Below are 17,377 nucleotides of genomic sequence, written 5' to 3' on the forward strand. Positions count from 1 at the left end.
ACGCCGGGTGGTGTCCCGTGACCGTGGGTGAGGTGGGTGTGCGCGCGCGGCGCACGCGGCCGCTCGCGAGCGGAGCTCGCCCGCGGCCGGAACGACGCGTGGGGGGGTAGCGCCCCGCGCCGCTACTTGTCGCCCTGGAAGATGAGGGGCAGGCCGCTCTTCGGGCTGCCCACGATCACGACCTTGGCGTTCGGGCTCGCCGCGAGCCGCTCGGTGGCCTCGATCCCCTTGAACTGCAGGTACTCCGGCGTGAGGCCCTGGCGCACGATGTTCTGGTACTTGAGGATGCCCTCCGCCTCGATCTGCTTGCGCTGCGCCTCCTGGCGCTCGCGATCGAGCGTGAACTTCATCTTCTGCGCGCGCTGCTCCTCGGCGAGCTTGTCGGAGATGGCGGTCTTGATCGCGTCGGGCAGCTCGACGTCGCGGACGAGCACCGCCTCGACCACGACGTGCTTCCCCTGGAGCGCCTTCGTCACCTCGGCGTAGATCTGCTGCTCGATCTCCTCGCGCTTCGTGGAGTAGATCTCCTCCGGCTGGTAGCGGCCGAAGACCTTGCGCGCCTCGGAGCGGACGATGGGCGCGATGAGCTTCGAGTCGTAGTCCGGGCCGATCTGGGTCTGGAGCTCGTACAGCTCCTGCAGCATCGGGCGGAAGCGGACGCTCGCGTCCACGCGCAGCGGCAGGCCGTTCGAGGAGAGCACCGAGAGCTGCTCCTTCATCTCGTGCACGCGCGTGTCGTAGGGGATGACGCTGTTCCACAGCGGCATCACGTGCATGCCCTCGTCGAGCACCTCCCGGCTCGTGCCGCCCCCGAGCGTCTTGAAGACGATCCCGCGGTGGCCGGAGTCGACCGTCGGGCAGCGGCAGGCCTCGAGGAAGGGCGCGACGGCGAGCGAGACGTAGAGCAGCGTACGGACGACCTGGCGCATGGGATCTCCTGGCTGGCGGGTAGCCTACCGCGCCGGCTGCGGCGCGGGGAGCACCTCTGGTGACAACCCTGCGTCCCTGAGCGCCGGGGCGAGCGTCGCGGCGTCGCCCTGCACGACGATCTGTTCGCGTCCCACGTTCACGGCCTGGGCGGCGGCCTGGATGCGCTCCGGCGTGAGCGAGGCGATCGAGGCCGGGAGGCCCTCCCACGCGTCGAGCGGCAGATCGGAGAAGAAGAGCTCCTCCACGGCGCCGATACGCTGGCTCGTCGTGTCGAACCGGAACGCCTGCCAGCGCGCGACGAGCCAGCGCGCGAGGTTCGCGTCCACCGAGGCGAGCGGACGCGCGGCGAGGTTCCTCACCGCGTCGAGCGCCGCCTGGATCGCGCCGGGGACCTGCCTCGCGTCGAGCGTCGCCCAGGTCGACAGCGTCGGCGCGTGTGGCAGTCCGCCGTGATGGATGAGGATCCGGCCGGCCGGGCCCGCGAGCGCGACGAGGCGCGTCCCGACGTCGTGCTGCACCGCCAAAAGGCCCGCCTCGTCCGAGCCCTTGCGCAGCGGGAGGCGGTAGGCGACCGCGACCGTGGCCAGCTCGGCGCCGGGCACGTCCACGAGGAGCACGTGCCGCCGCGCCGGCAGGGGCGGCGAAGCGTGCTCTCCCGGCGCCGAGGTGCGCCGCTTCCACCCGCCGAAGCGGGCCTCGACGTCCGCGAGCAGCTCCTTCGTGGGCATGATCTTGCCGGCGATGACGAGGAGCGAACGCTCGGGGCGGAGCTGCTCGAGGAGCCAGCGCCGGGCGGGCTCGGCCTTCAGCCCGGCGAGCGGCGCGCTCGCGAGGGGATCGTCCTCCGGCGAGTAGAGGGCGGACGAGATCGCGAGCCCGGCGCGCATCGACGCGCTCGTCGCCTCTCCCCTCGCCAGTGATGACGTCATGCCCTCGCGAACGGCGTCCACGCGGTCTCCGTCGAGGCTTCGCCGCGTCCAGCAGGCGAGCCGCCCGAGCATCTCCGGGAGCGCGTTCGCCGAGCCGCGCTCGCGGAAGGAGATCTTCTCCCGCCTGGGGAGGAACGGGCTCGCACGGCAGGTGTGCCCTCCCGCGAGCGTCCACGCCTTCTCCGAGGCCGCGAGGGCGATCGACGGCACGAGGGACCCTCCCGCACCACCCACGGGATCCGAGTCCACGAGGAGCCGGGCCTCCACGATCGGGCGCTCGCCGTGGGGCAGGACCACCACGCGGAGCCCGTTCGAGAGCCGCGTCTGGAAGGCCTCGCCGAGGCGAGGCGGGTCCAGGAGCTCCCGGACCTCGGTCGCGCCGGGCGCCGCGGCCCCCAGGGTACGGACGATCGGGATCCACGCGCCCGGCTCGTCGAGCGGCGCCTCCGTGGGCGGACCGCCGGCGCCGGGAAGCACCGCCACGGAGACCGCGCGCTCGACCGTGATCCACTTGCGGTAATACTCCTCGAACGATCGACCGAGCTGGGTCCGTGCCTCCCGGGCGAAGGCGGCGAGCGGGTCCGGCTCGCCGGTCGCGCGCAGCCTCCACGCCGCCTCCGGCCCCGGGCCCTCCTCCATGTCCCACAGCCCGACGTCGATCCGCCGCGCGAGCGCGCGGACGGCGACGTGCTGGGCGTAGTCGTCGAGCGCTCGCGCGTCGTACGCGGAGTGCAGGAGCGCGTTTCGCACGGGCGCCGCGTCCTCCGCGCTGCGCAGCTCGATCCGCGCGAGGAGCGCGGAGCCCTGGTGGCCGCGCTCGAGCGTGAGCGTCACCCCGGTGACCCGCGCGGCCAGATCGCCCTCACGGGCGCGCCAGAGGCGCTGCTGGAGGACGACGGTCGCGGCGAAGGCGCTCGCGCTCGTGCCGTCCTTCATCCCCGGGAGCGGCCACGCGAGCCAGAGGTGGGGCTTCGTGCCAGGGATCGAGCGAGTCTGCATGTCGGTCCAGAGGACCGGCTCCCGGCCGGCGACGGACGGTCGCTCGGCAGGGGAGACGCGTGGCTCGTCGGGTGCGCCGGTCGTCGCGAGCGCGCCGAAGGCGGCGAGGACCCGCCGGACGGCCTCGCTGGGTGCCTCGGGGACGCTCACGACGAGGACGAGGCGATCGGGGACGAGATGCTGGCTCGCCCAGGAGCGGACGTCCTCGAGCGTCAGCGCGCGCACGGACTCGGGCGTGGGCGGGGCGCGGTCGTAGCGCGTGCCGCGCCACGCGAGCGCGAAGACCGAGGCGCCCTCGGTCGCGCCTTGGTCCGCCGCGAGCTCGCGCGCGAGCGCCTCGCCCTCGCGCGCGACCTCCTCCTTCGTGATCCCCGCGAGCGGCTCGCGAAGCCGGTCCGCCTCGATCGCGAGCGCCTCGTCGAGCCGGGCGAGCCGCACGATCGACTGGAAGTCCGTCGAGTCGGCGCCGACCTTCGCGGAGTCGATGACGCCCGCCGCGAACAGCCGCTCCCGCAGCCGGAGCCCGCCGCTCGCCGGAGCGGCGACCGCGGTGAGCCGCGCGGCGAGCCGCGCGAGGCCTTCCTTCCCGCGGGGATCGTCCGCGTCTCCGACGTCGTACGACGCGATCACCGTCGCGCGCTTCGCGTGCGAGGTCCTGAACGCAACGAGCCGCAGCCCGGTCGGATAGGTCGCGAAATGACCCTGGTACCGGAACGGCTCGACCGGCGGGCGCTTCACGCTCGTGGCGCAGGAGAGCGCGGCGCAGGCGAGGGCCACGAGGGGGAGGCGCATGCCCCGAAGCCCTAGCACGCTCGGTGACGGTGCGTCGAGGATCGCACTCCGGGCGCGGGGCCCGGAACGCTGCGGCCTAAACCCCCTACCACCCCCCCCCCCCCCGCCGCCCCCCCCCCCCCGCCGGGGCGACGCCGCGGAAGCGGCGAAGCCGCTCGCGGCGGCGCACGGGACCCGGCGAGCGGGGGTGGGCCCCCGACGAGCTTCGCTCGGCGGGGCGGGGGACGCAGTCCCCCGTTCGAACATGGCTAAACGACAGCGTGATTCGCGTCACCGAAGGTGATCGCGAATCACGAACTGTCGTTTAGAACGCGCGCTCGGTGAGCGATCCCGCCGCCTCGCGCAGCGCCCGGCGGTGCACGCCGTCGGGCACCTCCTCGAGCGCGGCGAGCGCGCTGCGGGTGTGCTCGCGGGCGAGCGCGCGCGCGTCCTCGACGCCGCCGACGCGCTTCACCACCTCGACCACGTCGGCGGCGACGGCGTCGCCGTCGTCCTGGCCGTCCACGAGCGCGGCGAGCCGCTCGCGCAGCCGGGGCTCGGCCTCGCAGGCCCGGATGAGGGGGAGCGTCGCCTTGCCCTCGATGAGGTCCGTTCCGAGGCGCTTGCCGAGGAGCTTCGGGTCGGCGGCGTAGTCGAGCGCATCGTCCACGAGCTGGAAGGCGATGCCGATGCCCTCGCCGAACCGGACGAGCGCCTCCGGCACGTGCCCGACCTCGCCGGCCGCCCACGCGCCCGCCGCGGCGGCCCAGCCGAAGAGCGAGGCGGTCTTGCCGATCACGACGTCGAGGTAGTCCTTCTCGGTCGCGGCGAAGGAGCTGCGGAGCGAGAGCTGGAGCACCTCGCCCTCGACGAGCCTGCGCATCGTGGCGAGCAGCGTCGGGAGCGCCGCCGAGCGGGCGGGCTCCGCCGAGACGATCTCGAGCGCGCGGGTGAGGAGCCAGTCGCCGGAGAGGACCGAGACGGCGTTGCCCCAGATGACGCGCGAGGCGGGCTGGCCGCGCCGCAGCGGGCCGTCGTCGATCACGTCGTCGTGGAGGAGCGTCGCCGAGTGGGTCAGCTCGGCGGCGACCGCGTACGGCACCGCGGCGCGCATCTCGCCGCCGCAGGCGCCGCAGGCGAGGAGCGTCACCATGGGACGGATGCGCTTGCCGCCCGCCGAGACCAGGTGGCGCGCCGCGGCGCGGAGCTTCTCCTCGGCGTCCTCGGTCGCGCGGGTGAGCTGCTCCTCGAGCGCGACGAGGCTCTCCGGCAGCGCGGGGACGTCTGCGAGGGCGGCCTGCGCACGCTCGGGGCGGACGCCGCGCTCTGCGCTCGCGTCGAGCTGGGACAGGATGGCCTGCTCACTCGCTGCCACGGGGAGCCTCCGGGGACCGGCGCTTTCAACGAAAGTTGAACGGCATATAACGCGGGCGGCGCCGCGGGGTCAACGAATGCCCGACCCTCATTCGTAGTGCCGCACCGCCGGCCAGACCTCGGCGAGCGGGCGCGTCGCGCCGCGGCAGATCCAGATCCAGCGCGCGTCCTCGTAGGGCATCGTCCACGGGCTCGAGGGCAGCCTCGCGGCGAGCGTGCGCTCGCGGTACAGACCGGCGCCGCAGTCCTCGTGCGCATCCGAGACGACGATGAGCGGATCGCCACCCGTCGCCGGCGGGCCCCACAGGAAGTACTGGTTGTGACCGGAGACGACCGGCGCCCCGAGCCCCGGCGCGTGCACCTCGAGCGCCGCCGCCTCGCCGTAGTTCTGCGCGAACACGGCGGCGCGGGCGCGCGCCTCGGGCGGGAGGCCGCGCGTCACGTCCGCGACGGCGGCGGCGAGCGCCTCCCATCCGTGCTGGTCCGCGAAGATTTGCGGCAGCGCGCCGTACGCGTGCCGCTCGAGCGGCGCCGGCTTCAGCCCGAGCGCGGCCTGGTAGCGGACGAAGGCCTCGACGGGCAGGAGCGGGATCGCGAGGGGGAGCCCGATCGCGCCCGTGACCGCGATCGCACAGAGCGCCGCGAGGCGCGCCGCTCCGCGCCGGAGCGCCCGCTCGATCCCGACGCCGCCCGCGGCGAGCAGCATCGGCAAGGCGGGCGCGGCGTAGTAGGCCTTCCCGCGCGTGGCGACGAGGGTGGCGAGGTACAGGGCTCCCCCGATGGCGAGGAAGCGGAACGGCCGCGCCCGCTCGGCGAGGAGGAGCCAGGCGAGGCCGCCGAGCCACACGGGCGCGGCGAGCGGGCCGGGCTCGAGGAGGAGCGAGCGCGCGAAGCCGCCGAGCGAGAAGGGCGCGTTCTTCTCGAGCTGTCCGTTCCGGACGAGCTCCAGGAACGGCAGGCCGTGCGCCGCCTGCCACAGGACGTTCGGCAGGACGAGGACCGCGCCGAGCGCTGCGCCGGCGAGCGCCCATCGCGTCGCGAGCGCGCGTCGCGCCGGCGTGGCGAGGAGGCCGGCGAGGAGCCCGAGCGCGAGCAGCGCGGACGTGTACTTGAGGAGCGCGCCCGCGGCGGCGACGGCGCCGGCGAGGAGCCACCACCGAGGGGAGTCGCCCAGCACGAGCCGGACGAGCACGCAGGCGAGCGCGATCATCGCGAGCGGCTCGAACGCGTTCATCGTGAGGTAGTGGCCGAGCCCGGCGAGGAGCGGCGAGGCCGCCAGGGCCACGCCGGCGAGCGCCGCCGCGAACGCGCCGCCGCCGAGGCGTCGCGCGAGCCGCGCGGCGAGGAAGACCGTGGCGGCCGAGGCGAGCCACGCGGGGAGCCGCAGGCCGGGGACCCAGGTGCCGAAGAGCGCGTGCGCGACCCGGGCGACGAGCGCGATCCCGGGCGGCTGATCGACGTACCCCCACCCGAGCCGCTCGCCGCAGACGATGAAGTAGAGCTCGTCGCGGAAGATGCCGTAGCGGCCGCCGGCGGCCACGTGCAGCGCGAAGGTCGCGGCCGCGAGGGCGGCGGGGAGGAGGCGCGCCGCGCGGCCGCCCTCGGGTGCGGGGACGTCGGAGAACTCGGAGGGAGGAACCACCGCGGGCGAGCTCACGCGCGCGAGCCTACGGTGCCGCCCTCACTCCCGCCACTCCTCGAGCACCACGTCGTCATAGAAGACCTGACCCTCGTAGTAGTTCACGTGCGGGTCGCCGAACATGAACCAGTCCGGCCAGGTGCCGCCCGCCGGCCAGCGCGGAAACTCCGGTCCCACGAAGGAGCCCGTGTCCACGCAGCCCGCGGCGCCGGCGGCCTCGGCGGCGTCCACGGGGTAGTGCCAGAGGCACGTCTGTGCGGCGTCCACGCTCGCGCGGTAGGTCTGGTCGCCGCCGTAACGGAAGCGGCCCGAGATCTCGAGCGTGTAGCGCGGGCCGTCGCGCTCGATCGTCACGCGGTACCAGGTGTCCGGCAGGTACGCGTCCACGGCGCGTATCGCGCCGGAGGGCTGCCACGCGCCGTTCGAGAAGGAGAGGAACGCGTTGCCCGTCTTCGCGTCGCCCGGGCGCGAGCCGTCGAGCGCGATCATCATGATCGGGTGCTCGCCCGACGCGACGAAGCCGCTCCCGGTCCACACCTCCATCCACGGTGGGTAATGGTTGTCCGAGTCCACGACCACCTTGCGGTGGTGGTGGATCCAGGTGTTGTCGTGCGGCCGCGGGAGCGCGTCGAGGATGGTGAGCCAGTAGAAGCCGTTCTGGCTCGTCGCGCTCTCCCCCGGCCACCAGGGGCCGGCGGTCTCGTCGCCTCTGTCGTAGCCGTTCAGGCCGGGCTTCCCGTCGCCGAACGCGGCGTAGCCGACGCGCAGCGAGATGCGGTAGCGCGCCGGGAGCGGCTGCGTCGGGCGCACGACCGTCCCGTCCGTGTGCTCGGGCGAGCGGAGGCGCAGGACGTGGTTCGTTCCGCCGGCGGGATCGGCCACCACCGCGGCGCGGTCGGCGAGCGCCGCGTCGGCGCGGCGCGAGTACGACTCGAGCGTGAGCCAGCCGCTCGCGCCGAATGGCTCCGTGGCGCGGAACGCGGCGGGCGGGGTCACGCCGCGCGCCACGAAGAAGGCGCCGCCGTCGGCGAACGGGCCGTCGTCGGGCACCGGGTCGGGAGCGAAGGTGCCCGCGGGCAGGTCGCCGCCCTCGAAGTCCTCTCGCGCGACGACCGCCCAGCCCGGCGTCGTCGGGGTGCCCCCACCTCCGCCGCCTCCGCCGCCTCCACCTCCGCCGGTCCCCCCGCCGCCGTCCGTGCCGCCCCCCGACGGCTCGCCGGTCGAGCCGCCGTTCCGGCAGCCGGCGGCGGAGAGGGCGAGGAGGAGCATCGCGCAGAGCAGGCGGAGGAGCGGCATGGCCGTGGTAGGTTGCGCACGTGCCGGTCGTGAAGCTCGTCCTCGAGTACGACGGGACCCGCTACGTCGGCTGGCAGGTCCAGCCCAACGGCCCGTCGATCCAGGCCGAGGTCGAGCGGGCCCTCGCGACGCTCCACAAGGAGCCGCGGCGCGTGACCGCGGCGGGGCGCACCGACGCGGGGGTGCACGCCCGCGGCCAGGTCGTCTCCTTCCCGGAGGCGCGGCCGCTGCCGCTCTCCGCCTACGTGAAGGGGATGAACGCGCTCCTCCCCGACGACGTCGCCGTCCGCACGGCGAGCGTCGAGCCGGACGGCTTCGATGCGCGCCGGAGCGCGCGTGGCAAGCGCTACCGCTACGTCGTCCTGAACCTCGAGACGCGCGCGCCGCTGTCGCGCCTCCAGGCGTGGCAGCTCTTCGGCGCGCTCGACGTCGGCGCGATGCGCGCGGCGTCGCGCCACCTGCTCGGTCGCCAGGACTTCGCTGCCTTCCAGGCGGCCGACTGCGCCTGCGAGCACGCCGTCCGCGACGTGCACCGGCTCGACGTGCTCGGCGAGGCGGGAGGGCGGGTGGAGCTGGTCGTCGAGGCGACGGCCTTCGTGAAGCACATGGTGCGGAACTTCGTCGGCACGCTCGTGGAGGTCGGGAAGGGCAGGCGGAGCGCGGACTCCATGCCCGCGCTCGTCGCGAGCCGCGACCGCACCCGGGCCGGAAGGACCGCACCGCCGCAGGGGCTCTTCCTCGAGGAGGTCTTCTACTGATTGGACCTCGCGCGGCGGCCCGCCGCGCGCGTTGACTCGCGAGTCGGCGCTCGCCGGCCCCGCCGCCTCGACGGGCCCATCCCGTGTGCTACGCTCCACGGTTCCTTTCCAAGCGAGGAGTCATGAGCCAGAAGAAGCTGAAGGTGGGCGTGCTCGGCGCGACCGGCATGGTCGGCCAGCGGTTCGTCGCGCTGCTCGAGAACCACCCCTGGTACGAGGTGACGCTCGTGGCCGCGAGCGCGAACTCCGCGGGCCAGAAATACGCCGACGCGGTGAAGGGGCGCTGGGCGCTCAAGACCGCGATCCCGGCCGCGACCGCCGCCCTCAGCGTGAAGAACGCCTCCGCGGTCGACGAGATCGCCCGCGAGGTGGACTTCGTCTTCTGCGCCGTCGACATGTCCAAGGAGGAGACGGCGAAGCTCGAGGAGGACTACGCGCGCCGCGAGACGCCGGTCGTGTCCAACAACTCCGCGCACCGCGGCACGCCCGACGTGCCGATGATGGTGCCCGAGGTGAACCCCGAGCACGCCGCGGTGATCGAGGCGCAGCGCAAGCGGCTCGGCGCCGCGCGCGGCTTCATCGCCGTGAAGCCGAACTGCTCGATCCAGAGCTACGTGCCGGCGCTCCACCCGCTCATGAAGTTCGGGCCGAAGCGCGTCGCGGTCTGCACCTACCAGGCGATCAGCGGCGCCGGGAAGACCTTCGAGAGCTGGCCGGAGATGGTCGACAACCTCATCCCCTTCATCAAGGGCGAGGAGGAGAAGTCCGAGCAGGAGCCCATGAAGATCTGGGGCCGGCTCGAGGGCGGCCGGATCGAGAAGGCGAAGGACCCGATCATCACCGCGCAGTGCATCCGGGTGCCCGCCTCCGACGGGCACATGGCGGCGGCGTTCGTGACCTTCGAGCGGAAGCCCGACCGCGCCGAGGTCATCGAGCTGTGGCGGAGCTGGGAGCCGAAGCCCCAGAAGATGGGGCTCCCCTCGGCGCCGAAGCCGTTCCTCACCTACTTCGAGGAGGACTCGCGGCCGCAGACGAAGCTCGACCGCGACATCGGCGGCGGCATGGGCGTCGCCATCGGCCGGCTGCGTCCCGACGCGCTCTTCGACTACCGGTTCGTGTCGCTCTCGCACAACACGGTGCGCGGCGCCGCGGGCGGCGCGGTGCTCACGGCGGAGCTCCTCACGGCCGAGGGCTGGATCCAGGCGAAGTAGCGCGCTCCGGTCGCGACCTGCGGCGCCGTGCCGTCCCGCGCCCGCGGGGCGCGCGGCGCCGCGCTGCGTCCGGCGTCGCTCACTGCGGGATCGGCGGCGCTCAGGCGTGGACCTCACGGTGCCTGAGCCACGGCACCTGCAGCCGGCTCTCGCGCTTCATGAGCCGCTCGTCCACCGAGAGCGGCCCGGCCCCGCCGATGAACAGCGCCAGCAGCCCGGCGAGGAAGAGGAGGTTCACCTCGATGCCCGGCATCCCGAACACCGGGCCCTTGTCGGTCATCCCGGTGATCTGGATGTAGCCGAAGCCGTACGGCGCGTGAACCCTGATCATCGCGACGAGCATCTCGAGCGAGAGCAGGAGGGCGACGAGCCAGGTGGCGGCGCCGACGATGAGCGCGATCCCGCCGAAGAACTCGACGATGCCTCCCACCCAGGCCATGAGCGCGGGCAGCGGGATCCCGAGCTGGGCGAGCATGCCCTGGAACTCGGCGTGCCCCGCGGCGGTGAGCTTCGGGGCGCCGTGGTACATGAACGAGATCCCGAGCAGGATGCGGAGCGGAAGCGGCCAGTAGTGTTCGAGGTGGCGATCCATCGCAGCGACCTCCTGGCGGCGAGGGAGCTGCCGCCTCTGGATCCATAGCTGCGCCGGCCTCCGCAGCAACCCGGAGTCACGCCGCTCCTCGCGCGCCGCTCGCCCTGCGCCGGTGCGCGGCGCCGCGTGATGGGCGCACGACCGGCCGCTCCGCGGCCTCCCGGGCGCCACGCCGCGCGGCCGCAGCCTCATGCCGAGTTGCCGTGCGGACGCCGCGCCGGTACAGAAGCACGGCCCCGCAAGCTCCGGAGAGCCCGATGCACCTCGACCCTGCCCGCGAGATCGCCCCCGGCGTCGTCCTCCTCGACTCGGGCTACGTCCGCCCGAAGCTCGCCGCCTGCTACGTCGTCCGGGGCGACGCGTCCGCCGCCGTGATCGAGACCGCGGCGTCCTCGTCCGTGCCGCGCATCCTCGAGGCGCTCGCCGCGTTCCGCATCGCGCCCGCGGACGTCTCGCACGTGGTCGTCACGCACGTGCACCTCGACCACGCGGGCGGCGCGGGGAAGCTCATGGAGGCGCTCCCTCGCGCGACGCTGGTCGCGCACCCGCGCGGCGCGCGCCACCTCGTCGATCCGTCGAAGCTCATCGCGGGCACCGCCGAGGTCTACGGTGAGGCGCGCTTCCGGGAGCTCTACGGCGACATCCCGCCCATCCCCGCGGCGCGGGTCGTCGAGGCGCCGGACGGCCACGAGGTGGATCTCGGCGGCCGCGTGCTCCGCATGCTCGACGCCCCCGGTCACGCGAAGCACCACCTCGTCGTCCACGATCCCGCGACGCGCGGCTTCTTCACCGGCGACGCGTTCGGCATCTCCTACCGCGAGGCCGACTCCGCGAAGGGGCCCTTCGTGTTCCCGACCACGACGCCGGTGCAGCTCGATCCGGCCGCGCTGCGGCGGACCGTGGAGCGCATGCTCGCGGAGAAGCCCGAGCGCATCTACCTCACGCACTTCGGGATGCTCGAGGGGGAGATCCCCCGCGCCGCCGCCCAGCTCCTCGAGGGCCTCGACGAGCACGTGCGGCTCGCGCGCGCGGCGCCCTCCGGGCCCGGCCGTCACGCCGCCCTGCGCGAGGCGCTCGCCGGTCAGCTCCTCCGCGGCCTCGCCGCGCACGGCGCGCCGCTCGCGCGCGAGGAGGCGCTGGCGGTGTACGGGGTGGACCTCGACCTCAACGCGCAGGGGCTCGAGGTCTGGCTCGACGCGCAGGCGTAGTGATCGTACGGGGGCTGCGCCCCCGCCCCGTCGGCGGCTCACCGCCGTCGCCGGGGCCCCACCCCTGCTCGGCGGGGCCCGTGAGCCCGTGCGCCCGCGTTCGCGGGTGCGCCCGGGCTCCCCGCCGGGAGGGGGCGTTGCCCCCTCCCCGTGCGTTGCACGGGGCCCCTCCCCGGTTCGACCACCTATCAATGCACGAGCGCCTCGCCCTCGACGGCGCGGGCGCCCTTCGCGAACGTGATGTTCCCGTCCGGCCCCTCGTCCACCACGACGTGGTCGCCGGCCTTGAACTCGCCGCGCAGGAGCTTCGTCGCGAGCGGGTCCTGGATCATCCGCTGGATGGCGCGCTTCAGGGGGCGCGCCCCGTAGACCGGGTCGTAGCCCGCGTCGGCGATGGCCTCGCGCGCCGCAGGCGAGAGCTCGATCGTGATGCGCCGCTCCTCGAGGAGCTTGCGCAGGCGCGCGAGCTGGATCTCCACGATGCGCCCGACGTGCTCGCGCGACAGCGGGCGGAAGACCACGATCTCGTCCACCCGGTTCAGGAACTCCGGCCGGAACTCCGCGCGCAGGTTCTCGAGCGCCGCCTCCCGGATCGCCGAGACGTCGGCCCCCGGGCGGCCGGCGAGCCGCTGGATCTCCTGCGAGCCGATGTTGGAGGTCATGATGACGACCGCGTTCCGGAAGTCGACGGTGCGCCCCTGGCCGTCGGTGAGCCGGCCGTCGTCGAGGATCTGGAGGAGCACGTTGAAGACGTCGTGGTGCGCCTTCTCGATCTCGTCGAAGAGGATCACCGCATACGGCCGGCGGCGGACCGCCTCGGTGAGCTGGCCGCCCTCCTCGTAGCCGACGTAGCCGGGGGGCGCGCCGATGAGCCGCGACACGGCGTGCTTCTCCATGTACTCGCTCATGTCGAGGCGGACCATCGCGGCCTCGTCGTCGAACAGGAACTCGGCGAGCGCGCGGGCGGTCTCCGTCTTCCCGACGCCGGTGGGCCCGAGGAAGATGAACGAGCCGATCGGCCGGTTGGGATCCTGGAGGCCCGAGCGCGCGCGGCGCACCGCCGCCGAGACCGCCTGCACCGCCTCGTCCTGGCCGACGACGCGCTCCCGCAGCCGGTCCTCCATGCCGAGGAGCTTCTCGACCTCGCCCTCGACGAGCTTCGAGACCGGGATGCCGGTCCACTTGGAGACCACCTCGGCGATCTCCTCGGGCGTGACCTCCTCCTTCAGCATCGCGCCGTCGCGCTGCAGGCCGGCGAGGCGCTCCTGCAGCTCCGCCACGCGCCGCTCCACCTCCGGGAGCCGGCCGAACTTGATCTCGGCGGCCTTCTGGAAGTTCGCCTCGCGCTCCGCCTTCGTCTGCTCCTGCTTCAGCCCGTCGATCTCCTGCTTCGCCTGCGCGAGGTCCTGGATGACCGCCTTCTCCGCGTCCCAGCGGCTCTTGAGGCGCGCGAACTCCTCGTTCAGCGCGGCGAGCTCCTTCTCCGCCTGGCCGAGCCGGTGCCGCGAGGCCTCGTCCTGCTCCTTCTGCAGCCCCTGCCGCTCGATCTCGAGCTGTGCGATGCGGCGGCGCACCTCGTCCACCTCGGTCGGCATCGAGTCGATCTCGATGCGCAACCGGCTCGCCGCCTCGTCGACGAGGTCGATGGCCTTGTCAGGCAGGAAGCGGTCGGTGATGTAGCGGTGGCTGAGCCGCGCCGCCTCGACGAGCGCCGCGTCCTGGATGCGGACCTTGTGGTGCAGCTCGTAGCGGTCCTTGAGGCCGCGCAGGATCGAGATGGTGTCGGCCACCGACGGCTCGCCCACGAACACCGGCTGGAAGCGCCGCTCGAGGGCGGGGTCCTTCTCGACGTGCTTGCGGTACTCGTTCACGGTGGTGGCGCCGATCGCGTGCAGCTCGCCGCGCGCGAGGGCGGGCTTCAGCATGTTGCCCGCGTCCATCGCGCCCTCGGCGGCGCCGGCGCCGATGATGGTGTGCATCTCGTCGATGAAGAGGATGATCTGGCCCTCGGACGAGACGACCTCCTTGAGGACGCCCTTCAGCCGCTCCTCGAACTCGCCGCGGTACTTCGCGCCCGCGACCATCGCGCCGAGGTCGAGCGCGAGGAGGCGCTTCCCCTTGAGCCCCTCGGGTACGTCGCCGTCCACGATGCGCCGGGCGAGCCCCTCGACGATGGCGGTCTTGCCGACGCCCGGGTCGCCGACGAGCACGGGGTTGTTCTTCGTGCGGCGGGAGAGGATCTGGACGACGCGGCGGATCTCGTCGTCGCGCCCCACCACCGGATCGAGCTTCCCCGCCTTCGCGAGCGCGGTGAGGTCCTTCGCGTACTTCTCGAGGGCGCGGTACTGGCTCTCGGCCTCGGGCGACGTCACGCGCGCCCCGCCGCGCACGTCCTGGAGCGCGGCGACGATCCGGTCCGGCGTCGCCCCCGAGGCGCGCAGCGCCTCGCCCGCGCCGGTCTTCTCCTCGGCGGCGGCGAGCAGGAGGTGCTCGGTCGAGACGTACTCGTCCTTGAGCCGCTTCGCGGCGTCCTCGGCGCGGTCGACGAGCTTCGCGAGCCGGTTCGCGAGGTACGGCTCCGCGCCGGAGACCTTGGGCACGGTGCGCAGCTCGTCCTCCACGCGCGAGGCGACGAGCGACGGCTCCGCGCCGATCTTCTCCAGGATGGGCGTCGCGGTCCCCTCCGGCTGGGAGAGGAGGGCGAGCACGAGGTGCTCGACGTCGATGGCCTGGTGGTCGCGGCGGCGCGCCTCGCTCTGGGCGGCGGCGAGCGCCTCCTGGGCCTTCACGGTGAGCTTTTCCATTCGCATGGCGCGAACGTAAGACCGCGGGGGGGCTTGGCAAGCAGCGCCGCCGCGGCAGGAAAGCCGGAATTGCATCGCTCCGGCTCGTGTAGAGTCGAGGCCCGCCCGGGGATGGGCGCCTCCATGGTGGACGATCTGACCCTGCCTCGCGCGGCCTCGCGACCGCCCACCGCCTCGTCCGGGCTGCGGCTCGCGTGGCTCGTCGCGCTCGCCGCGCCCCTCGTCATCCTCCTCGCGCTGCCCGGGCTGCACGAGCCGCTCTCTGCGGCCCGGTACCTCCCCGTCCACACCGTCCTCGAGCTGCTCGTCGTCGGCGTGGCGTTCGCCACGTTCGGCGTGCAGTGGTTCGCGGCCCGCGAGTTCCCGGATCGACGGGCGCAGGTGATCGGCCCCGCGTTCCTGGCGGTGGGGCTCTTCGAGGCCCTGCACCTGCTCACGTTTCCGGGGATGCCGGGCGTCGGGGGCCCGGGGACGACCGAGCGGGGCATCTACTACTGGTTCCTTGCCCGCCTCTGGACCGTGGGGACGCTCGTCTGGGTCGCGCGGCTCCCGCCGAGCGATCGGAGCCTGCGGCCGGGCAGGGCGCGCCTGCTCGTCCCCCACCTCGTCGCGGTCACGGCCTTCGTCGCGGTCGAGCTCGCCTTGCCGGGCGATCGGGCCTTCTTCTACGTGGAGGGAGGCGGGCTCACGTCCGCGAAGGTCGGGCTCGAGCTCTTCGTCGCGGCGGTCGCGCTCGTGGGCGCGCTCGTGCACCACCGCGCCGCCCGCGCCGGCGACCGCGGCGCCCGCACGCTCGCGGCGGCGCTCGCGGTCACCGTCCTCTCCGAGCTCTCCCTCACCCTCTACGCGCGCCCGTTCGATCCGGTGCACGTGCTCGGGCACGCGTACCTGGTGCTCACCTTCTTCCTCATCTTCCGCGCGCTGTTCGTGGGCGCGGTGGTCGCTCCGCACCGCGAGCTCGTCGCGCTGCGGAGCCACATCGAGAACGAGCTCAACGTCACCATCGCCGAGCTGCGCGCGACGAAGGAGAGCCGCGAGGACCTGCTCCGCGCCGTCTCTCACGACCTGCGCAACCCGCTCCAGATCGTGCTCCTCAAGGCGCAGGTGCTCGGCCGCCACGGGGCGAAGCCGGGCGCGGCGGAGAAGGCCGCGCGCGACATCGCGCTCGCGGGCAGGCGGATGGAGCGGATGCTGCGCGATCTCGCCGACGCGGCGCGCCTCGAGAGCGGCGCCGCGCTCGCGCTCCAGCGCGCCGCCGTGGACGTGCGCGCGTTCGTGGCGGAGGCGATCGAGCTCAACCGCGGGGTGTTCGACCCGCAGCGCCTCGAGGTCGCCGTGCCGGACGGCCTCCCGCCGGTGCACGCCGATCCCGACCGGCTCGACCGCGTCCTCGTGAACCTGGTCGGGAACGCGCTCAAGCACACCGCCGGCCGCGTCGTCGTGAGCGCCAACCCGGCCGGCGCCTTCGTGCGGATCTCCGTCATGGACGAGGGGCCCGGGATCGCGCCCGAGGACCAGCAGCGGATCTTCCAGCGCTACGTGCGAGGTCCCGGGCGGGAGGCCGACGGGCTCGGCCTCGGGCTCTACATCGTGCGGCGGCTCGTCGAGGCTCACGGGGGCGAGGTCGAGCTCGTGAGCGCGCCCGCGGCGGGCAGCACGTTCAGCTTCACGCTGCCCGTCGCGACGCCCGGTTGACGGCGCTGCGTCCGGGCGCCACGGCCCCCGGCCGGACCTTGCGGCCGTGCGCGCGGGGTCACATGCCTGCCGCTGGGCCGTTCCCCCTATGACGAGCACGCACCCCGCGATCCTCTCCGTCGGCCGCGCGCTGCCCCCGAACTTCGTGGATCAGGAGACGCTCATCGCGGCCCTGTCCGCGTACTGGGGCGCGCGGCACTTCAACGTCGAGCGTCTCGCCGATCTGCACCGCGCTGCACGCGTGGGCGGCCGCCACCTCGCCCTTCCGCTCTCCGAGTACCCGGCGCTCGACTCGTTCCGGAAGACCAACGACGCGTTCATCCGGGTCGGGAGCGAGCTGGGCGCGGCGGCCGTGTCGGAGGCGCTCGCGCGGGCGGGCGTCACCCCGCGCGAGGTGGACCATCTCTACTTCGTGACCGTCACCGGCGTCGCCACCCCCTCGCTCGACGCGAAGCTCGTGAACCGGCTGGGGATCTCGCCCTCGGTGAAGCGGACGCCGATCTTCGGCCTGGGCTGCATGGCGGGCGCGGCGGGGCTCGCCCGGGCCTCGGACGCCCTGCGGGCGTTCCCCGGCGAGGTGGCGGTGCTCGTCTCGGTCGAGCTCTGCTCGCTCACCCTCCAGCGGGAGGACACCTCCATCGCGAACGTCATCGCGAGCGGCCTGTTCGGGGACGGCGCGGCGGCGGTGGTGCTCCAGGGCGGCGAGCGCGCCCCCGCGCCCGACCACGCGCCGCGGATCCTCGCGACCCGCTCGGTGTTCTACCCGGACACGGAGTGGGTGATGGGGTGGGACGTCGTCGACACGGGCTTCAAGGTGGTCCTCTCCGCGAAGGTGCCGGAGGTGATCCAGGCGAACGTCGGCGGAGACGTGGATCGCTTCCTCGCCGCGAACGGGCTCTCGCGCGGCGACGTGCGCCACTTCATCGCCCACACCGGCGGGCCGAAGGTGCTCGAGGCCTTCCGCCGCGCCCTCGACCTGCCGGAGGCGGCGCTCTCCCGGTCCTTCCGTTCGCTCCAGGAGGTCGGCAACCTCTCCTCCGCCTCGGTGCTCTTCGTCCTCGGCGACCTGCTCGACGCGGGCGAGGCCCGCCCCGGAGACGTGGGCCTCCTCGCCGCGATGGGCCCGGGCTTCTCGGCCGAGCTCGTCCTCCTCCGGTGGTGACCATGACGG

At 73.9% G+C, this 17,377-nt stretch carries 12 protein-coding genes; 5 read left to right on the forward strand and 7 right to left on the reverse strand.

Annotation, left to right across the window (positions count from 1 at the left end):
- Positions 1-122 precede the first annotated feature (122 nt).
- From MNZ29_RS04955 to MNZ29_RS04975, 5 genes are all read right to left on the reverse strand, one after another.
- On the reverse strand, positions 123-929 hold the full coding sequence (locus MNZ29_RS04955) for a prohibitin family protein (RefSeq protein ID WP_242339228.1): 807 nt from the start codon (positions 927-929) through the stop codon (positions 123-125).
- 24 nt (positions 930-953) lie between these two features.
- A complete protein-coding gene (locus tag MNZ29_RS04960) occupies positions 954-3,650 on the reverse strand; it encodes a pitrilysin family protein (protein WP_242353389.1) in 2,697 nt (898 codons plus the stop codon).
- A gap of 304 nt (positions 3,651-3,954) precedes the next feature.
- Positions 3,955-5,004 (reverse strand): polyprenyl synthetase family protein, encoded by a 1,050-nt coding sequence (locus MNZ29_RS04965; protein ID WP_242339232.1) that lies wholly within the window; start codon positions 5,002-5,004, stop codon positions 3,955-3,957.
- An 87-nt stretch (positions 5,005-5,091) separates the two neighbouring features.
- Positions 5,092-6,660, reverse strand: coding sequence for a glycosyltransferase family 39 protein (locus MNZ29_RS04970; RefSeq protein ID WP_242339234.1), 1,569 nt, complete (start codon positions 6,658-6,660; stop codon positions 5,092-5,094).
- Between the two features lie 24 nt (positions 6,661-6,684).
- Complete coding sequence (locus tag MNZ29_RS04975; RefSeq protein ID WP_242339236.1) at positions 6,685-7,938, reverse strand: hypothetical protein; 1,254 nt, start codon at positions 7,936-7,938, stop codon at positions 6,685-6,687.
- A 20-nt stretch (positions 7,939-7,958) separates the two neighbouring features.
- On the opposite strand from MNZ29_RS04975, the gene truA reads away from it, so the two are divergent.
- Together truA and asd are read left to right on the forward strand one after the other, a co-directional pair.
- Complete coding sequence (gene truA / locus MNZ29_RS04980) at positions 7,959-8,696, forward strand: tRNA pseudouridine(38-40) synthase TruA (protein ID WP_242339238.1); 738 nt, start codon at positions 7,959-7,961, stop codon at positions 8,694-8,696.
- A 122-nt stretch (positions 8,697-8,818) separates the two neighbouring features.
- The gene (gene asd / locus MNZ29_RS04985) at positions 8,819-9,907 is read left to right on the forward strand and encodes an aspartate-semialdehyde dehydrogenase (RefSeq protein WP_242339240.1); all 1,089 of its coding nucleotides are present in this window, start codon (positions 8,819-8,821) and stop codon (positions 9,905-9,907) included.
- A gap of 100 nt (positions 9,908-10,007) precedes the next feature.
- Here asd and MNZ29_RS04990 read toward each other — a convergent pair whose 3' ends face one another.
- The gene (locus MNZ29_RS04990; RefSeq protein WP_242339242.1) at positions 10,008-10,499 is read right to left on the reverse strand and encodes a DoxX family protein; all 492 of its coding nucleotides are present in this window, start codon (positions 10,497-10,499) and stop codon (positions 10,008-10,010) included.
- 257 nt (positions 10,500-10,756) lie between these two features.
- Here MNZ29_RS04990 and MNZ29_RS04995 point away from each other — a divergent pair, with 257 nt between their 5' ends.
- Positions 10,757-11,707 (forward strand): MBL fold metallo-hydrolase, encoded by a 951-nt coding sequence (locus MNZ29_RS04995; protein ID WP_242339244.1) that lies wholly within the window; start codon positions 10,757-10,759, stop codon positions 11,705-11,707.
- A gap of 188 nt (positions 11,708-11,895) precedes the next feature.
- On the opposite strand, the gene clpB is transcribed toward MNZ29_RS04995, so the two are convergent.
- On the reverse strand, positions 11,896-14,517 hold the full coding sequence (clpB, locus tag MNZ29_RS05000) for an ATP-dependent chaperone ClpB (protein ID WP_242339246.1): 2,622 nt from the start codon (positions 14,515-14,517) through the stop codon (positions 11,896-11,898).
- A gap of 117 nt (positions 14,518-14,634) precedes the next feature.
- Between clpB and MNZ29_RS05005 the strand changes: the two genes are divergently transcribed.
- Positions 14,635-16,206 carry an MASE3 domain-containing protein gene (locus MNZ29_RS05005; protein ID WP_242339248.1) on the forward strand — a complete coding sequence of 524 codons (1,572 nt, stop codon included), beginning with the start codon at positions 14,635-14,637 and terminating at the stop codon, positions 16,204-16,206.
- Between the two features lie 88 nt (positions 16,207-16,294).
- Complete coding sequence (locus tag MNZ29_RS05010; RefSeq protein WP_242339250.1) at positions 16,295-17,368, forward strand: type III polyketide synthase; 1,074 nt, start codon at positions 16,295-16,297, stop codon at positions 17,366-17,368.
- Positions 17,369-17,377 lie beyond the last annotated feature (9 nt).

Origin of the sequence: Anaeromyxobacter sp. SG64 (assembly GCF_022690745.1) — a bacterium.
GTDB lineage: Bacteria > Myxococcota > Myxococcia > Myxococcales > Anaeromyxobacteraceae > Anaeromyxobacter > Anaeromyxobacter soli.

What these genes read in the sequence shown, in the direction of transcription:
- MNZ29_RS04955 (WP_242339228.1), bottom strand. Translation starts at nt 929, where the DNA reads ATGCGCCAGGTCGTCCGTACGCTGCTCTACGTCTCGCTCGCCGTCGCG.
- MNZ29_RS04960 (WP_242353389.1), bottom strand. Translation starts at nt 3,650, where the DNA reads ATGCGCCTCCCCCTCGTGGCCCTCGCCTGCGCCGCGCTCTCCTGCGCC.
- MNZ29_RS04975 (WP_242339236.1), bottom strand. Translation starts at nt 7,938, where the DNA reads ATGCCGCTCCTCCGCCTGCTCTGCGCGATGCTCCTCCTCGCCCTCTCC.
- asd (WP_242339240.1), top strand. Translation starts at nt 8,819, where the DNA reads ATGAGCCAGAAGAAGCTGAAGGTGGGCGTGCTCGGCGCGACCGGCATG.
- MNZ29_RS04990 (WP_242339242.1), bottom strand. Translation starts at nt 10,499, where the DNA reads ATGGATCGCCACCTCGAACACTACTGGCCGCTTCCGCTCCGCATCCTG.
- MNZ29_RS04995 (WP_242339244.1), top strand. Translation starts at nt 10,757, where the DNA reads ATGCACCTCGACCCTGCCCGCGAGATCGCCCCCGGCGTCGTCCTCCTC.
- clpB (WP_242339246.1), bottom strand. Translation starts at nt 14,517, where the DNA reads ATGCGAATGGAAAAGCTCACCGTGAAGGCCCAGGAGGCGCTCGCCGCC.
- MNZ29_RS05005 (WP_242339248.1), top strand. Translation starts at nt 14,635, where the DNA reads ATGGTGGACGATCTGACCCTGCCTCGCGCGGCCTCGCGACCGCCCACC.
- MNZ29_RS05010 (WP_242339250.1), top strand. Translation starts at nt 16,295, where the DNA reads ATGACGAGCACGCACCCCGCGATCCTCTCCGTCGGCCGCGCGCTGCCC.